Source organism: Enterobacter cloacae complex sp. 418I7 (genome assembly GCF_050030705.1).
GTDB lineage: Bacteria > Pseudomonadota > Gammaproteobacteria > Enterobacterales > Enterobacteriaceae > Enterobacter > Enterobacter intestinihominis.
This window is the reverse complement of sequence record NZ_JBLGUU010000001.1, coordinates 3994753-4009983: the sequence shown is the minus strand read 5'-3', so window position 1 is coordinate 4009983 and position 15231 is coordinate 3994753. Positions and strand designations below refer to the sequence as shown.

Genomic DNA, 15231 nt, shown 5'->3' with positions numbered 1-15231 from the left:
TATGCTGAGGACAGGCTTTCATTCGGAGAACTATCATGGAAAACATTGCGCTCATTGGTATCGATCTGGGTAAAAACTCTTTCCATATTCATTGCCAGGATCGTCGCGGGAAGGCTGTTTACCGTAAAAAATTTACCCGGCCAAAGTTGATCGAATTTTTGGCGACATGCCCCGCTACAACCATCGCAATGGAAGCCTGTGGCGGTTCTCACTTTATGGCACGCAAGTTGGAAGAGTTGGGGCATTCCCCAAAGCTGATATCACCACAATTTGTCCGCCCGTTCGTTAAAAGCAATAAAAACGACTTTGTCGACGCCGAAGCTATTTGTGAAGCTGCATCGCGTCCGTCTATGCGTTTTGTGCAGCCCAGAACGGAATCTCAGCAGGCAATGCGGGCTCTGCATCGTGTCCGTGAATCCCTGGTTCAGGATAAGGTAAAAACAACCAATCAAATGCATGCTTTTCTGCTGGAATTTGGCATTAGCGTTCCCCGAGGAGCTGCCGTTATTAGCCGACTGAGTACCATTCTTGAGGATAATAGTTTGCCTCTTTACCTCAGCCAGTTATTGCTGAAATTACAACAGCATTATCACTATCTTGTTGAGCAGATTAAAGATTTGGAATCCCAGTTGAAACGAAAGTTGGACGAAGATGAGGTTGGACAGCGCTTGCTGAGCATTCCCTGCGTCGGAACACTGACAGCGAGTACTATTTCAACTGAGATTGGCGACGGGAAGCAGTACGCCAGCAGCCGTGACTTTGCGGCGGCAACAGGGCTTGTACCTCGGCAGTACAGCACGGGAGGTAGGACGACATTGCTGGGAATTAGTAAGCGAGGTAATAAAAAGATCCGAACTTTGTTGGTTCAATGTGCCAGGGTATTCATACAAAAACTGGAACACCAGTCTGGCAAATTGGCCGATTGGGTCAGGGATTTACTGTGCCGGAAAAGCAACTTTGTCGTCACTTGTGCTCTGGCAAACAAGCTGGCCAGAATAGCCTGGGCCCTAACGGCACGACAGCAAACTTATGTAGCATAACGGCAGAAATACACCGGTTTAAAGAATTACTGATCTGGTTTTGCGAATACTGATATTGATGATACTAACGGCCCACCGGCCTGTTGAGGAACCTGTAAAACGGAAAGGCTCATTGAAGCCGTATATTTTCTGGAGGTTCATCAGGCGCGGAACTCATCAAGGCGCGGGAATAAAATCCCATTCAGACGCCGGATAGATTCAAGCAAGCCAACTTGTCGTCAAAATCGGTGTTGCAAAAACGGGAGTGACCATAGATTCCGTTTTCTGAGACGACCCCGATCAGTATTACGTTATCCCACTCCAGCCCCTTGGAACCATGCAGTGTGGAAAGGATGAAGGGATCGCAGTCAGTAGCAGCCTCGCCTGGATTCAAGATAAGGTTTAAAAACGTGCGGGAATCGATCTTACTGGAGTCAAGTAGCTCCCCGATCCTCACGACCCCTCGTTGCTGGTCGTTCGATCCAGTGCGAGTTACACCCTCAGAGCCAACACTATCAATGAAACCCTCCATACTCAGGCGTCGTAACACATCGATAGCAGGCGTTTCCTCTCCGTCTTTCTGGCAGATAGTGGCGAGCCTGCCCAGCCGATCTTTTTGGTATTGTGCGCCCTCGAATAACTGACCTAGAGCAGACCATAGGTCGGCGTGCGGAGCCATCAATCCACTGAGCGCCGCTTTGAATTGCCCTTTCTGCCATCTAAAACCAGCCTCCTTCAGAAAGCCGTAAACAATCGCTTGTTTGTTGGGATGGTTTTCCAGTAGCCGCAGATCGCCGTACACAGACAGCAAGACGCCAACTACCAGTATCCCGATTTCGGTGCGGGTGTGTAATGCGCTTGAACCATTGAGGTAGCGATAAGGTAGCCCACACAGGCGTAAAGCAATTTCCGCCTCAGCAAGGTTCGCCTTAGTGCGGGACAATATGGCTTGTGTTCCACTGCTCACCGAGAGGTTTGATAGCACCTTGGATAGGCAGTTATCAAAGTGCAATCTGACCTCTGTTTTGGGGGTGCTAGGATGACTGACACAAAGCTTGGTCAGCTTTGTAGAGTTGCGCCGAATTACCGAGTTAGCCATCAAGGAAAGCTCATGGCCAAATCTGAACGTGCATGACAGTTGAAACACCTTCGTATTCGGGTAGTGCCTTTCAAACAGTCCGCCGATAAAGTCTGGTCGAGCACCACGCCACTCATAAATACACTGGTTAACATCACCAACAGCCATAACCGACGTATCCGACTTAGATAGCAAGCGGGTCATGTCATGCTGTATCAGGTTAACGTCCTGATATTCATCAACAATGATGTGCTTGAAGTGGGCACCAAGGCTGCTGTCATTACGCAACAGTGCGACAGCCTCAATCAAACAGTCATCAAAGGTTCGCAGACTGTTTTCCTCCAGCAGCTCACAATAGCGGCCATAGGCGTGAATAAACTCCCGTTTGATGTTGCTGAACGTTGGATCATTGGCAGCATCAACAGGAGTTACGGCCGCCGCCCGGCAGCGAGCAATAAACAGCTCGAAGTTTTCAATTTCATTGGGGTCAATATAATTCGCCTCATGGTCAAAGCCATAGCGGTAGGCTTGCTTTACCAGTTGCTCATAGCGGTAGTCGCTTGGAGTAATGAGGTCTTTCTTCTTGATTATCTGTTGGCGTTCTCCGTAACCAACAATCTTTAAGGCCAAGCTGTGGAACGTGCGGATTTCTGGAATCACGCTCGACATCAGTGCCGTCTTCAAGTTCTCCGTGAAGCTCACCTGCGCCGACTTGTTGTACATCAGGATCAGAATGGAGCGAGGATCAGTTCCCGTCTTGACCAGCCGCTCAACGCGCTTTACAAGTGTGGTTGTTTTCCCGCTACCAGGTACGGCTTTTACCAACGCATGTCCGGTGTCATGGCTGACAATACTTTTCTGCTCCCAAGTCAGTCTTTTGGTCATGCCTTAACCTTGTAATTGGCGCACTGACGGGCCTCGGTGTAGGGAACGATCTTTGCCTTACTGTGACATTGCAGATAGCCATCCTCCCATCGGCCTGCTTGCTCGCACATAATGCAGTTGGGAAATAGTGAATGAGGATCGGCGTGACGGATAAAAGCTCGTAAGTTATCAGCCAGCTCAGCGGCCCCTAACGATCTAGGCCATGTGTTCACGTCAGAATTGATTGTTAAATCCACTTCAGCGAGCGGCATCGTTTGTTCGTTGAGTCGGCCGGAACCACTTAAACTCCAGACAGACATATCCACGTTACCTACTGAGCAGACGCCGCTACAGGTGTCCACAGATTGAAACGGGGGAAGCCAGTTGAATACTCTCAGGATCTTCTCCTTGATCGAGTAGGCCCCGGTAAGCAACATCTGAATATCAGAGGCAGATTGGACCTTAAACTCAAGAATCGGGATACCGGCTTCGATCTTGTCTTGAGAGCAGGGGTGTGTGACACAAATCTCTACGTAGCAACGCCTTTCGCCAGTCGTATCATACAACATCACGTCTGGTCGCAGCCCTGTGACCTTATCGTGTTTTTCCAGCTCTGCCTGATCGAAAAATTGAGTCAAGTTGTAGCGTGCAGGCACGGATTTTACGCACTGACGTGCTTCGTCTCTAACCAAGGCTAAACGAGAACCATTACAGGCAACCCGGCGCTCCAGCTCAAGGCTAATAGGCATTTCACGGCTGAGAGCTTGTTGGTAGCGATAGAAGAATGCTTCTTTGCCGCACTTGTGAAGATAGGTTTCAAGGGCACAGCATTCTTCCGAATGGCGAAAGTGCTTAGCGTTGAACTCGCCCATTACCGGGGTCAGGGGGCTCTTACAACCTGGGCAGGTGTAAGTATGTGAGCGCAGGGCAGCGCCAATGTGCGTGAGGGTGCCCTCGCCGTCTAGCGCGTAAGCGTATTGTATTGAGCTGGATTGAGTTGTCATGACTGCGTATCCTCCCAAAAAAATCCAGCTAAGAACAGACCTTACGGCAGGCAAATGGTAAGTAGTGCTTCTTGAAGCAGTCGAGTGTACAGCGGCTCAGTGAAAAAGCTAATCGCCCGCTCAACAACCTAGTGATACTGGTGCAGATTCGACAATGAGTTAATGCCCGGAGAGCATCTGCAAGACTTCTAGCTGGAAGGCATTCCAACCAGCCCTCGCTTCTGAAAAGCCGTCAGGAAACGGTAAAATCCAACCAAGTGAGCAACTTCACTTGATCAAAGATCTAAGGCTAGAATGATGGAATTCCAACCTTAGTTTGCAAATAGCCAATAAATTAAGCTCGCTGACCGATGCGGAAAAACGCAAGGGCGTGGTTGCCTGTTCCGCAGGGAACCACGCGCAGGGGGTGTCGCTCTCCTGCGCCATGCTCGGCATCGACGGCAAAGTGGTAATGCCTATGGGCGCGCCGAAATCCAAGGTGGCCGCCACGCGCGACTACTCCGCCGAAGTTGTGCTGCATGGCGAGAACTTTAACGACACTATCGCCAAAGTGAGCGAAATCGTCGAGATGGAAGGGCGCATATTTATTCCGCCTTACGACGATCCGAAAGTGATCGCCGGTCAGGGCACCATCGGCCTGGAAATCCTCGAAGATTTATACGACGTGGATAACGTGATTGTTCCCATCGGCGGTGGTGGTTTAATTGCCGGTATTGCGACAGCAATTAAATCCATCAACCCAACTATCAATATTATCGGCGTGCAGTCTGAAAACGTGCACGGAATGGCGGCGTCGTATCAGACCGGTGAAATAACGAACCACCGCATTACCGGCACATTAGCGGACGGCTGCGACGTGTCTCGCCCGGGTAATTTAACCTTCGAAATCGTTCGTGAACTGGTTGACGACATTGTGCTGGTCAGCGAAGACGAGATTCGCAACAGCATGATCGCGCTTATTCAGCGAAATAAAGTGGTTACGGAAGGTGCTGGCGCGCTGGCGTGCGCGGCGTTATTAAGCGGCAAGCTGGACCACTATATTCAGGGCCGTAAAACCGTCTGCATTATTTCCGGTGGCAATATTGATCTCTCCCGTGTTTCCCAAATTACCGGCTTCGTTGACGCATAAAGGTGACCTATGAGCAACACAGAAAGCATTATCGTTGGCCAGACAAAAACGTCCTCCTGGCGTAAATCGGATACCACCTGGACGCTCGGCCTGTTTGGTACCGCCATTGGCGCTGGCGTGCTGTTCTTCCCCATCCGCGCAGGCTTTGGGGGGTTGATCCCTATTCTGCTGATGCTGGTTCTGGCGTTCCCCATTGCCTTTTACTGCCACCGCGCGCTGGCGCGTCTGTGTTTGTCCGGCAGTAACGTCTCCGGCAACATCACCGAAACGGTGGAGGAGCATTTTGGTAAGACCGGCGGGGTGGTGATCACCTTCCTCTACTTCTTTGCTATTTGCCCGCTGCTGTGGATTTACGGCGTCACCATTACCAACACCTTTATGACCTTCTGGGAAAACCAGCTCCAGATGCCTGCCCTGAACCGCGGCGTGGTAGCGCTGTTCCTGCTGCTGCTGATGGCCTTTGTGATCTGGTTCGGTAAAGACCTGATGGTGAAGGTGATGAGCTACCTGGTGTTCCCGTTCATCGCCAGCCTGGTGCTGATTTCTCTCTCGCTGATCCCGTACTGGAACTCAGCGGTGATCGACCAGGTTAACCTGAGCGATATCGCCTTCACCGGTCATGACGGCATTCTTGTCACGGTGTGGCTGGGGATTTCCATTATGGTCTTCTCCTTCAACTTCTCGCCTATCGTCTCCTCGTTTGTGGTCTCCAAGCGCGAAGAGTACGAGCCGGAGTTTGGTAAAGAATTCACCGAGCAGAAATGTTCCAAAATCATCGGTCGCGCCAGCCTGCTGATGGTGGCGGTGGTGATGTTCTTCGCCTTTAGCTGCCTGTTTACGCTCTCTCCGCAGAACATGGCGGACGCCAAAGCGCAGAACATTCCGGTGCTCTCTTACCTGGCGAACCACTTTGCGTCGATGTCAGGCAGTAAATCCACGTTCGCCACGGTGCTGGAGTACGGCGCGTCCATCATCGCACTGGTCGCTATCTTTAAATCCTTCTTCGGTCACTACCTGGGCACGCTGGAGGGGCTGAACGGCCTGATCGTTAAGTTCGGCTACAAGGGCGACAAGAAGAACGTCTCCGTGGGCAAGCTGAACACCATCAGCATGGTCTTCATCATGGGCTCCACCTGGATTGTGGCCTATGCCAACCCGAACATTCTGGACCTTATTGAAGCCATGGGCGCGCCAATTATCGCCTCTCTGCTGTGCCTGCTGCCGATGTACGCCATCCGCAAAGCACCGGCGCTGGCGAAATACAAAGGCCGGACCGAGAACATCTTCGTCACCGTGGTCGGCCTGCTGACCATTCTGAACATCGTGTACAAACTGTTTTAAACCAAAGCTCAGGAAGAGCGGAGCCATACCATGATTGAGTTTCCGGTAGTACTGGTCATTAACTGCGGATCGTCCTCTGTTAAGTTTTCGGTGCTGGACGCCGCAGGCTGCGATGCCCTGCTGACGGGCATTGCGGACGGCATCAACACAGAAAAAGCCTTTATTTCCGTGAATGGGGGTGAGCCAGTCAGACTGGCTCATCAGGACTACGAAGGGGCGCTGGCCGCCATCGCCCTGGAGCTGGAGAAGCGCGACCTGATGGGCAGCGTGGCTTTGATTGGCCATCGCATTGCCCACGGCGGCGATCTCTTCAGCGAGTCGACCCTGATCACGGAAGAGGTGATGGAGCAGATCCGCCAGGTCTCCCCGCTGGCGCCGCTGCATAACTACGCTAACCTGAGCGGCGTGGAAGCCGCAGAGCGACTCTTCCCCGGGGTGCAGCAGGTGGCGGTATTTGATACCAGCTTCCACCAGACCATGGCGCCGCAGGCGTATCTGTACGGCTTGCCGTACCGCTATTTTGAAGAGCTGGGCGTGCGCCGCTACGGCTTCCACGGCACCTCTCACCGCTACGTGGCGGCGCAGGCGCACGCGCTTCTCGGGCTCTCCGCCGAAGACAGCGGCCTGGTGATTGCCCATCTCGGCAACGGGGCGTCCATTTGCGCGGTGCGTAACGGCGTAAGCGTGGACACGTCCATGGGGATGACGCCGCTTGAAGGACTGGTGATGGGCACGCGCTGTGGCGACGTAGATTTTGGCGCGATGGCGTGGATTGCCCGGCAGACCGGCCAGACGTTCGAGGATCTGGAGCGCGTGGTCAACAAAGAGTCCGGGCTGCTGGGGATCTCCGGCATCTCCTCCGATTTGCGCGTGCTGGAGAAAGCCTGGCATGACGGCAACGAGCGGGCGCGGCTGGCGATAAAGACCTTTGTCCACCGCATAGCGCGGCATATCGCCGGTCATGCCGCATCCCTGCACCGTCTGGATGGCGTGGTGTTTACCGGCGGGATCGGTGAGAACTCCGTGCTTATCCGCGCGCTGGTGGTGGAGCACCTGAAGGTGTTTGGCATCATCCTCGACGAGTCCAAAAATGCCCTGCCGGGCAGCGCGGGTGAGCGCGTGATCTCCACCGAGTCGTCCCGCGCGGCCTGCGCGGTGATCCCTACCAATGAAGAAAAAATGATCGCGCTGGATGCCCTCCGTCTTGGGAAGGTCACCCCGGCTGCGGCTTACGCCTGATAAAGCGAGAATCTGATGAAAGTAACAATCGATACGGGCGTCGCGCCTTACAGCGACGCATGGGCCGGGTTTCGCGGTGAAGAATGGAAAAACGCCGTTAACGTGCGCGATTTTATTCAGCATAACTACACCCCTTATGAAGGCGATGAAGCTTTCCTCGCGCAGGCGACGCCAGCAACGACGGCGCTGTGGCAGAAGGTGATGGTCGGCATTCGCCAGGAGAATGCCACCCACGCTCCGGTGGATTTTGACACCAACATCGCCACCACCATTACCGCGCACGGGCCGGGCTATATTGACCAGGAGCTGGAGACGATCGTCGGCCTGCAAACCGACAAGCCGCTCAAGCGGGCCCTGCATCCGTACGGCGGGATCAATATGATCCGCAGCTCGTTCGAAGCCTACGGTCGCGAGATGGATCCGCAGTTTGAATATCTCTTCACCGACCTGCGCAAAACCCACAACCAGGGCGTATTTGACGTTTACTCTCCGGAGATGATGCGCTGCCGAAAATCCGGCGTGCTCACCGGTCTGCCGGACGGCTACGGGCGCGGACGCATCATCGGCGACTACCGTCGCGTGGCGCTATACGGCATCAGCTATCTGGTGCGCGAGCGTGAACTTCAGTTCGCCGATCTCCAGGGGAAACTGGAGCGCGGAGACGATCTGGAGGCCACGATCCGCCTGCGCGAGGAGCTGGCGGAGCACAAACGTGCGTTGCTCCAGATCCAGCAGATGGCGGCGAACTATGGCTTTGATATTTCACGTCCGGCGATGAATGCGCAGGAAGCGGTGCAGTGGGTCTACTTTGCCTACCTTGCCGCAGTGAAATCCCAAAACGGCGGGGCGATGTCGCTGGGGCGCACGGCCTCGTTCCTCGATATCTACATTGAACGCGACATGCAGGCAGGAAGGCTGAACGAGGTGCAGGCCCAGGAGCTGATCGACCACTTCATCATGAAGATCCGCATGGTGCGCTTCCTGCGCACGCCGGAGTTCGACACGCTCTTCTCCGGCGATCCGATCTGGGCCACGGAAGTGATCGGCGGCATGGGGCTGGATGGCCGTACGCTGGTGACCAAAAACAGCTTCCGCTATCTGCATACCCTGCACACCATGGGGCCTGCGCCGGAGCCAAACCTGACGATCCTCTGGTCCGAACAGCTGCCGATCGCGTTCAAGAAATACGCCGCGCAGGTCTCGATCGTCACCTCCTCGCTGCAATACGAGAACGACGATCTGATGCGTGCCGACTTTAACAGCGACGACTACGCCATTGCCTGCTGCGTCAGTCCGATGGTGATCGGCAAGCAGATGCAGTTCTTCGGCGCACGCGCCAACCTGGCGAAAACGCTGCTGTACGCGATTAACGGCGGGGTGGATGAGAAGCTGAAGATCCAGGTGGGGCCGAAAACCGAGCCGCTGCTGGATGAGGTACTGGATTACGACACCGTAATGGCTAGCCTCGATCACTTCATGGACTGGCTGGCAGTGCAGTACATCAGTGCGCTGAATCTCATTCACTACATGCATGATAAATACAGCTACGAAGCCTCGCTGATGGCGCTGCACGACCGGGACGTTTACCGCACCATGGCCTGTGGCATTGCCGGGCTGTCGGTGGCGGCGGATTCCCTGTCGGCCATCAAGTACGCCACGGTAAAACCGGTGCGCGACCACACCGGTCTGGCGGTCGATTTCGTCATCGAAGGCGACTATCCGCAATACGGCAACAACGACGATCGCGTGGACAGTATCGCCTGCGATCTGGTTGAGCGCTTTATGAAGAAAATCCAGGCGCTGCCGACGTACCGCAACGCCGTGCCGACGCAGTCGATTCTGACCATCACCTCCAATGTGGTTTACGGGCAGAAGACCGGCAACACGCCGGACGGACGTCGCGGCGGTACACCGTTTGCGCCTGGCGCCAACCCGATGCACGGGCGCGACAGAAAAGGAGCGGTGGCGTCGTTGACCTCGGTCGCCAAGCTGCCGTTCACCTATGCCAAAGACGGGATCTCCTACACCTTCTCCATCGTGCCGCAGGCACTGGGCAAGGACGAGCTGGTGCGCAAAACCAACCTTGTCGGGCTGCTGGACGGGTACTTCCACCACGAAGCGACCATCGAGGGCGGGCAGCACCTGAACGTCAACGTGATGAACCGGGAGATGCTGCTGGATGCCATCGCCCATCCGGAGAACTATCCGAACCTGACGATCCGCGTTTCAGGCTATGCGGTGCGGTTTAACGCTCTGACGCGCGAGCAGCAGCAGGACGTGGTTTCGAGGACGTTTACGCAGGCGATCTAACACAGGCCCCATCTTCAGCCTCCTCAGATGAGGAGGCTTTTAATTTTGTGAACACCGTCAATTTTAGAAAACTCGCTCTCTTTTCTGCTATCCCGAAGTAATATTTTCCTCTTGCCTTAGGAAATCCCTATAAAAGTTGTGACTTTTTTCTCCCGCGCTCCGGATATGATCTCCCCATACCAATAACTCACACCTGCACCCTCTGACTCGCAATCGCTGGCGATCGGAACCTTATAAAAACAAATCGTTACCCTACAAAATAAGCGAGTGCCCAATGAATATGGCAACAAACAGCAGTGTGATTGTGAGTGATTCCCCTGCGGCAAGGCGGGCGGGAATGAGCGAAAGCGAATGGCGAGAGGCGATTAAATTCGACAGCACCGATACGGGCTGGGTCATCATGAGTATTGGGATGGCTATCGGCGCGGGCATTGTTTTTCTTCCGGTGCAGGTTGGATTAATGGGGCTATGGGTATTTTTACTCTCGTCGATAATTGGTTATCCGGCCATGTACCTGTTCCAGCGCCTGTTTATTAATACGCTGGCGGAATCACCGGAATGTAAAGACTATCCGAGCGTTATTAGCGGATATTTAGGCAAAAACTGGGGCATCTTATTGGGTGCACTTTATTTCGTGATGCTGGTGATCTGGATGTTTGTCTATTCGACGGCCATTACCAACGACAGCGCATCCTATTTACACACCTTCGGCGTAACCGACGGTTTGCTCTCGGAAAATCCGTTCTACGGCTTATTCCTGATCTGCATTCTGGTCGCCATTTCGTCGCGCGGTGAAAAGCTGCTGTTTAAAGTCTCCAGCCTGATGGTGCTGACCAAATTATTTGTGGTGGCGGCGCTGGGGCTTTCGATGATTGGCCTCTGGCATTTAGCCAACGTCGGCATGCTGCCGCCAATGGGGCTGCTGATTAAAAACGCCATTATTACGCTGCCTTTCACCTTAACCTCCATTCTGTTTATTCAGACATTAAGCCCGATGGTGATTTCCTATCGTTCAAGGGAAAAATCCGTTGAGGTGGCGCGTCATAAAGCGCTGCGGGCAATGAATATCGCCTTTGGTGTGCTGTTTGTGACGGTCTTTTTCTACGCTGTCTCCTTCACCCTGGCGATGGGGCACGACGAGGCGGTAAAAGCCTACGAGCAGAATATTTCCGCCCTGGCAATCGCAGCACAGTTTATCAGCGGTGACGGCGCGGGCTGGGTCAAAATCGTCAGCGTAATCCTCAATATTTTCGCTGTGATGACCGCGTTCTTTGGCGTCTATCTCGGCTTTCGTGAGGCGACGCAGGGCATTGTGATGAACATCCTGCGCCGCAAAATGCCGGCGGAGAAAATCAATGAAAATGCCGTCCAGCGCGGGATTATGCTGTTCGCCATCCTGCTGGCCTGGAGCGCGATTGTGTTAAACGCGCCGGTGCTGAGCTTCACTTCCATCTGTAGCCCTATTTTCGGGATGGTGGGCTGCTTAATTCCGGCGTGGCTGGTCTACAAAGTGCCCGCACTTCATAAATATAAAGGCGTATCGCTGGTGATTATTGTAATTACCGGGCTGCTGCTTTGTGTTTCTCCTTTCCTCGCCTTCTCATGAGGTTAAATAAGGTCGTAACGATGTCTGAGCAAATTAATCCTTTATGGAACCATTTTATTCGCGCGGTGCAGGAAGAGGTAAAGCCTGCGCTGGGCTGTACCGAACCCGTCTCGCTGGCGCTGGCGTGCGCGATGGCTGCCGGACAGCTTGACGGTGAGGTGACGCGTATCGAGGCGTGGGTATCGCCGAACCTGATGAAAAACGGGCTTGGCGTAACGGTGCCCGGTACCGGTATGGTCGGTTTACCCATCGCGGCCGCGCTGGGCGCGACAGGCGGTAACGCGCATGCCGGACTGGAGGTGTTGAAAGACGCGTCGTCCGAGGCGCTAACGCGCGCCAAAGCACTGCTGAACGCGGGTCTGGTGCAGGTAAAATTGCAGGAGCCGTGCGATGAGATCCTCTATTCACGTGCCTGCGTTTACGTCGGTGAATCCTCGGCGATGGTGACCATCGCCGGCGGGCACACCCGTGTGGTGGAGATGGTGTGTCAGGGCGAAACGCGCTTCAGGCTTGACGATAATCAGAGCCAGAACAGCGACGATCCGCTGGAGGTGCTCTCGACCACCACGCTGTCGCAGATCCTTGAGTTTGTAGAGCTGGTGCCGTTCGACGCGATCCGCTTTATCCTCGATGCGGGACGGCTGAACGATGCGCTCTCCCGGGAAGGTTTACGTGGCAACTGGGGGTTGCATATTGGTGCGACGCTCAATAAACAGCGCACACGCGGATGGATGGCGCAGGATCTGGGTTCAGACATTGTTATCCGCACCAGCGCAGCCTCGGATGCCCGCATGGGGGGCGCGACGCTGCCGGCGATGAGCAACTCGGGTTCCGGGAATCAGGGCATCACCGCCACCATGCCGGTGGTGGTGGTGGCTGAGCACGTTCAGGCCGATGACGAACGGCTGGCGCGGGCGCTGATGCTCTCGCACCTGTCGGCGATCTATATCCATTACCAGCTTCCGCGCTTGTCCGCGCTGTGTGCGGCGACAACAGCCGGAATGGGGGCAGCGGCGGGGATGGCGTGGCTGATGGGCGGATCTTACCAGACTATTGCCATGGCGATCGGCAGTATGATCGGCGACGTCAGCGGGATGATCTGTGACGGGGCGTCTAACAGTTGCGCAATGAAGGTCTCGACCAGCGTCACCAGCGCCTGGAAAGCCGTGATGATGGCGTTGGATGATACTGCCGTGACGGGTAATGAGGGGATTGTGGCGCACGACGTGGAGCAGTCGATCGCGAACCTGTGCGCGCTGGCGTGCCGCTCGATGCAGGCAACGGACCGGCAGATTATTGAGATTATGGCGAGTAAGGTGTAAAAATTTCCCCTCACCCCAACCCCTCTCCCCATAGGGGCGAGGGGGCTCGATCGTTCCCTCTCCCCTTTGGGGAGAGGCTAGGGTGAGGGGGGGTTAAACCGGCAAATCAATCAGCAGCGCGCGCAGCGGCGTATCCGCCACCAGGGTGATATTCGCTTCATCACGAATAAACGCACCGTCTCCGCAGGTGAGCGCCTCTTTCTCTTCCGCGTGCGTCACCGCATGCACCGTACCGTGAATGGACTGCAGATAGGCGCGCGGGCCATGAAGCTGGAAGCTTGCCTGTTCACCTTTTTTCAGTTCGATATGGTGCAGCCACACCTGCTGGCGTAACTGCAGGCTGCCTTTGCTGCCGTCTGGCGAGGCAATCAGCTGCTGTTTATCGCCCTTCAGATCGATTTTTTGCACCAGCGGATTTTCCCGCTCCGGACAGGCATCCAGCCACAGCTGCATGCGGGTCAGCGTTTTGTCTTTGCTGAGGTTATGCTCGCTATAGCTAATACCCGGCTGCGTAGAAATTAACAGCGCCTCGCCAGCCTTCGCCTGGACATGATTGCCCTCGCTATCGCGGTATTCTGCCTCGCCTTCCAGGATCAGGTTCAGGATATCGACTTTCGGGTACGTGCGCGGCTGGAAGGACGCGCCCGGGGCGAGCACTTCCTGGTTCAATACGCGCAGTGAAGCGTAACCGAGAAGTTTAGGGTCAAAGTAGTGTCCAAAGGAAAAGGTGTAGCGGGCCTGCAACCAACCGAAATCGGCTTGTCCACACTGTTTCGCTGTTCTTGTCGTAATCATAAACTTGACCTCTCTTTACACTAAATCAATGGTAAAGGTATGGACGCTGCAATGTTAGCCAGATATTCTGCCCGGTATGTTCAAATTTCCTGAATGAGAACGAGATGGCTAAAGAGAGAGCATTGACGCTTGAGGCGCTTCGCGTCATGGACGCGATTGACAGGCGCGGCAGTTTTGCCGCGGCGGCAGATGAACTGGGGCGCGTTCCGTCTGCGCTGAGCTATACCATGCAAAAGCTGGAGGAGGAGCTGGATGTTGTGCTCTTCGATCGCTCTGGTCATCGAACAAAATTCACCAACGTTGGGCGGATGCTGCTGGAGCGCGGCCGCGTATTGCTGGAAGCGGCGGATAAACTGACGACCGATGCCGAAGCGCTGGCCCGCGGCTGGGAAACCCATCTGACGTTAGTGACCGAAGCGCTGGTGCCCACCGAGGCGCTGTTCCCGCTGGTGGACAGACTGGCCGCGAAAGCCAATACCCAGCTGTCGATCATCACCGAGGTACTGGCCGGGGCGTGGGAGCGTCTTGAGACGGGCAGGGCGGATATCGTCATTGCGCCGGATATGCATTTCCGCTCATCGTCAGAAATTAACTCGCGCAAACTGTACAGCGTGATGAACGTCTACGTCGCTGCGCCGGGTCACCCGATCCATCAGGAGCCGGAACCGCTCTCTGAGGTCACGCGCGTGAAATACCGCGGCGTGGCGGTGGCGGATACCGCGCGCGAGCGCCCGGTGTTAACGGTGCAGTTGCTGGATAAACAGCCGCGTCTGACGGTGACGTCGCTGGAAGATAAGCGTCAGGCGCTGCTGGCGGGGCTGGGCGTGGCGACCATGCCGTATCCGTTCGTCGAAAAGGACATTGCAGAGGGACGGCTGCGCGTTGTCAGCCCGGAATACACCAGCGAAGTGGATATTATTATGGCGTGGCGTCGTGACAGCATGGGCGAAGCCAAATCATGGTGTTTACGCGAAATTCCGAAGCTTTTCACGCAATATAATAAATAAAATCGTAATTTGTAGGCCCGGTAAGCGAAGCGCCACCGGGCTTTTTTTTATGCGCAGATCTTCGGATCCGGACCAAAGCGGTTTTCTCCCGGCGTTCCGCTCTGACAGTTGAAAATCAAAATCACGATCCAGCCGATAAGCGGGATCAACAGCAACAGCAGCCACCACGCCGAACGATCGGTGTCGTGAAGACGACGAAACAGTACGGCCCATGAAGGCAGCAGAACCAACACACCATAAATGGTGGTGAGAATGCCTTCGCCCCCCTCGCGTTCCCAGCCGAGGATTTTGTCCACAATACCCAGCACCATAATCAGGACGAAGTTCACCAGAACGAACATCCAGTACTCTTTACGGCGGGCACGGCCACCAAATCCAACGTAGTTGCGCAGTACTTTTAAATACCAGTCCATTTTTCCTTGCCTCTTAGTCAGTCAATCACTTGTTTTCTAAGCGATCGAGGTAAGGATAGATGTATGCCGTGAATTAAAAAAGGGAATCAATTGATTCCCTAAAT

General features: G+C 54.8%; 11 protein-coding genes and 1 pseudogene. 8 read left to right on the top strand and 4 right to left on the bottom strand.

From position 1 onward, the window contains the following. Positions 1-35 precede the first annotated feature (35 nt). Positions 36-1040 carry an IS110-like element IS4321 family transposase gene (locus tag ACQG0S_RS19260; RefSeq protein ID WP_000427623.1) on the top strand — a complete coding sequence of 335 codons (1005 nt, stop codon included), beginning with the start codon at positions 36-38 and terminating at the stop codon, positions 1038-1040. 181 nt (positions 1041-1221) lie between these two features. Here the strand turns inward: ACQG0S_RS19260 and ACQG0S_RS19255 are convergent, their stop codons facing one another. Together ACQG0S_RS19255 and ACQG0S_RS19250 are read right to left on the bottom strand one after the other, a co-directional pair. Next, positions 1222-2982: an ATP-dependent helicase gene (locus tag ACQG0S_RS19255; protein ID WP_031942310.1), complete on the bottom strand. Its 1761-nt coding sequence runs from the start codon at positions 2980-2982 to the stop codon at positions 1222-1224. Beyond that, the gene (locus tag ACQG0S_RS19250) at positions 2979-3965 is read right to left on the bottom strand and encodes a hypothetical protein (RefSeq protein ID WP_000211823.1); all 987 of its coding nucleotides are present in this window, start codon (positions 3963-3965) and stop codon (positions 2979-2981) included. Before ACQG0S_RS19250 ends, ACQG0S_RS19255 begins: the two co-directional genes overlap by 4 nt. Before the next feature lie 328 nt (positions 3966-4293). On the opposite strand from ACQG0S_RS19250, the pseudogene tdcB reads away from it, so the two are divergent. The 6 genes and pseudogenes from tdcB to ACQG0S_RS19220 form a co-directional block, all read left to right on the top strand. After that, positions 4294-5094 (top strand): annotated as a pseudogene (gene tdcB / locus ACQG0S_RS19245) (bifunctional threonine ammonia-lyase/L-serine ammonia-lyase TdcB); the annotation flags it as partial. A 9-nt stretch (positions 5095-5103) separates the two neighbouring features. Next, positions 5104-6435, top strand: coding sequence for a threonine/serine transporter TdcC (gene tdcC / locus ACQG0S_RS19240; protein ID WP_022649486.1), 1332 nt, complete (start codon positions 5104-5106; stop codon positions 6433-6435). 30 nt (positions 6436-6465) lie between these two features. Continuing rightward, entirely contained in the window at positions 6466-7674 is a 1209-nt protein-coding gene (gene tdcD, locus ACQG0S_RS19235; protein ID WP_048965980.1) for a propionate kinase, read from the top strand. Between the two features lie 15 nt (positions 7675-7689). Further along, positions 7690-9984: a formate C-acetyltransferase gene (pflB, locus tag ACQG0S_RS19230; protein ID WP_048965981.1), complete on the top strand. Its 2295-nt coding sequence runs from the start codon at positions 7690-7692 to the stop codon at positions 9982-9984. Positions 9985-10258: 274 nt separating this feature from the next. Continuing rightward, a complete protein-coding gene (locus ACQG0S_RS19225) occupies positions 10259-11590 on the top strand; it encodes an amino acid permease (protein ID WP_022649483.1) in 1332 nt (443 codons plus the stop codon). 20 nt (positions 11591-11610) lie between these two features. Further along, entirely contained in the window at positions 11611-12912 is a 1302-nt protein-coding gene (locus tag ACQG0S_RS19220; RefSeq protein ID WP_063137982.1) for a serine dehydratase subunit alpha family protein, read from the top strand. Positions 12913-13005: 93 nt separating this feature from the next. Here ACQG0S_RS19220 and ACQG0S_RS19215 read toward each other — a convergent pair whose 3' ends face one another. After that, complete coding sequence (locus tag ACQG0S_RS19215; protein ID WP_022649481.1) at positions 13006-13707, bottom strand: pirin family protein; 702 nt, start codon at positions 13705-13707, stop codon at positions 13006-13008. A gap of 104 nt (positions 13708-13811) precedes the next feature. On the opposite strand from ACQG0S_RS19215, the gene yhaJ reads away from it, so the two are divergent. After that, a complete protein-coding gene (yhaJ, locus tag ACQG0S_RS19210; RefSeq protein WP_022649480.1) occupies positions 13812-14714 on the top strand; it encodes a DNA-binding transcriptional regulator YhaJ in 903 nt (300 codons plus the stop codon). Between the two features lie 47 nt (positions 14715-14761). Here the strand turns inward: yhaJ and ACQG0S_RS19205 are convergent, their stop codons facing one another. Then, positions 14762-15127 carry a DUF805 domain-containing protein gene (locus ACQG0S_RS19205; RefSeq protein ID WP_022649479.1) on the bottom strand — a complete coding sequence of 122 codons (366 nt, stop codon included), beginning with the start codon at positions 15125-15127 and terminating at the stop codon, positions 14762-14764. Positions 15128-15231 lie beyond the last annotated feature (104 nt).

Excerpts from the sequence above, each read along its gene's own strand:
- ACQG0S_RS19260 (WP_000427623.1), top strand. The coding sequence starts at position 36 with ATGGAAAACATTGCGCTCATTGGTATCGATCTGGGTAAAAACTCTTTC.
- ACQG0S_RS19255 (WP_031942310.1), bottom strand. The coding sequence starts at position 2,982 with ATGACCAAAAGACTGACTTGGGAGCAGAAAAGTATTGTCAGCCATGAC.
- ACQG0S_RS19250 (WP_000211823.1), bottom strand. The coding sequence starts at position 3,965 with ATGACAACTCAATCCAGCTCAATACAATACGCTTACGCGCTAGACGGC.
- tdcC (WP_022649486.1), top strand. The coding sequence starts at position 5,104 with ATGAGCAACACAGAAAGCATTATCGTTGGCCAGACAAAAACGTCCTCC.
- tdcD (WP_048965980.1), top strand. The coding sequence starts at position 6,466 with ATGATTGAGTTTCCGGTAGTACTGGTCATTAACTGCGGATCGTCCTCT.
- pflB (WP_048965981.1), top strand. The coding sequence starts at position 7,690 with ATGAAAGTAACAATCGATACGGGCGTCGCGCCTTACAGCGACGCATGG.
- ACQG0S_RS19225 (WP_022649483.1), top strand. The coding sequence starts at position 10,259 with ATGAATATGGCAACAAACAGCAGTGTGATTGTGAGTGATTCCCCTGCG.
- ACQG0S_RS19220 (WP_063137982.1), top strand. The coding sequence starts at position 11,611 with ATGTCTGAGCAAATTAATCCTTTATGGAACCATTTTATTCGCGCGGTG.
- ACQG0S_RS19215 (WP_022649481.1), bottom strand. The coding sequence starts at position 13,707 with ATGATTACGACAAGAACAGCGAAACAGTGTGGACAAGCCGATTTCGGT.
- yhaJ (WP_022649480.1), top strand. The coding sequence starts at position 13,812 with ATGGCTAAAGAGAGAGCATTGACGCTTGAGGCGCTTCGCGTCATGGAC.
- ACQG0S_RS19205 (WP_022649479.1), bottom strand. The coding sequence starts at position 15,127 with ATGGACTGGTATTTAAAAGTACTGCGCAACTACGTTGGATTTGGTGGC.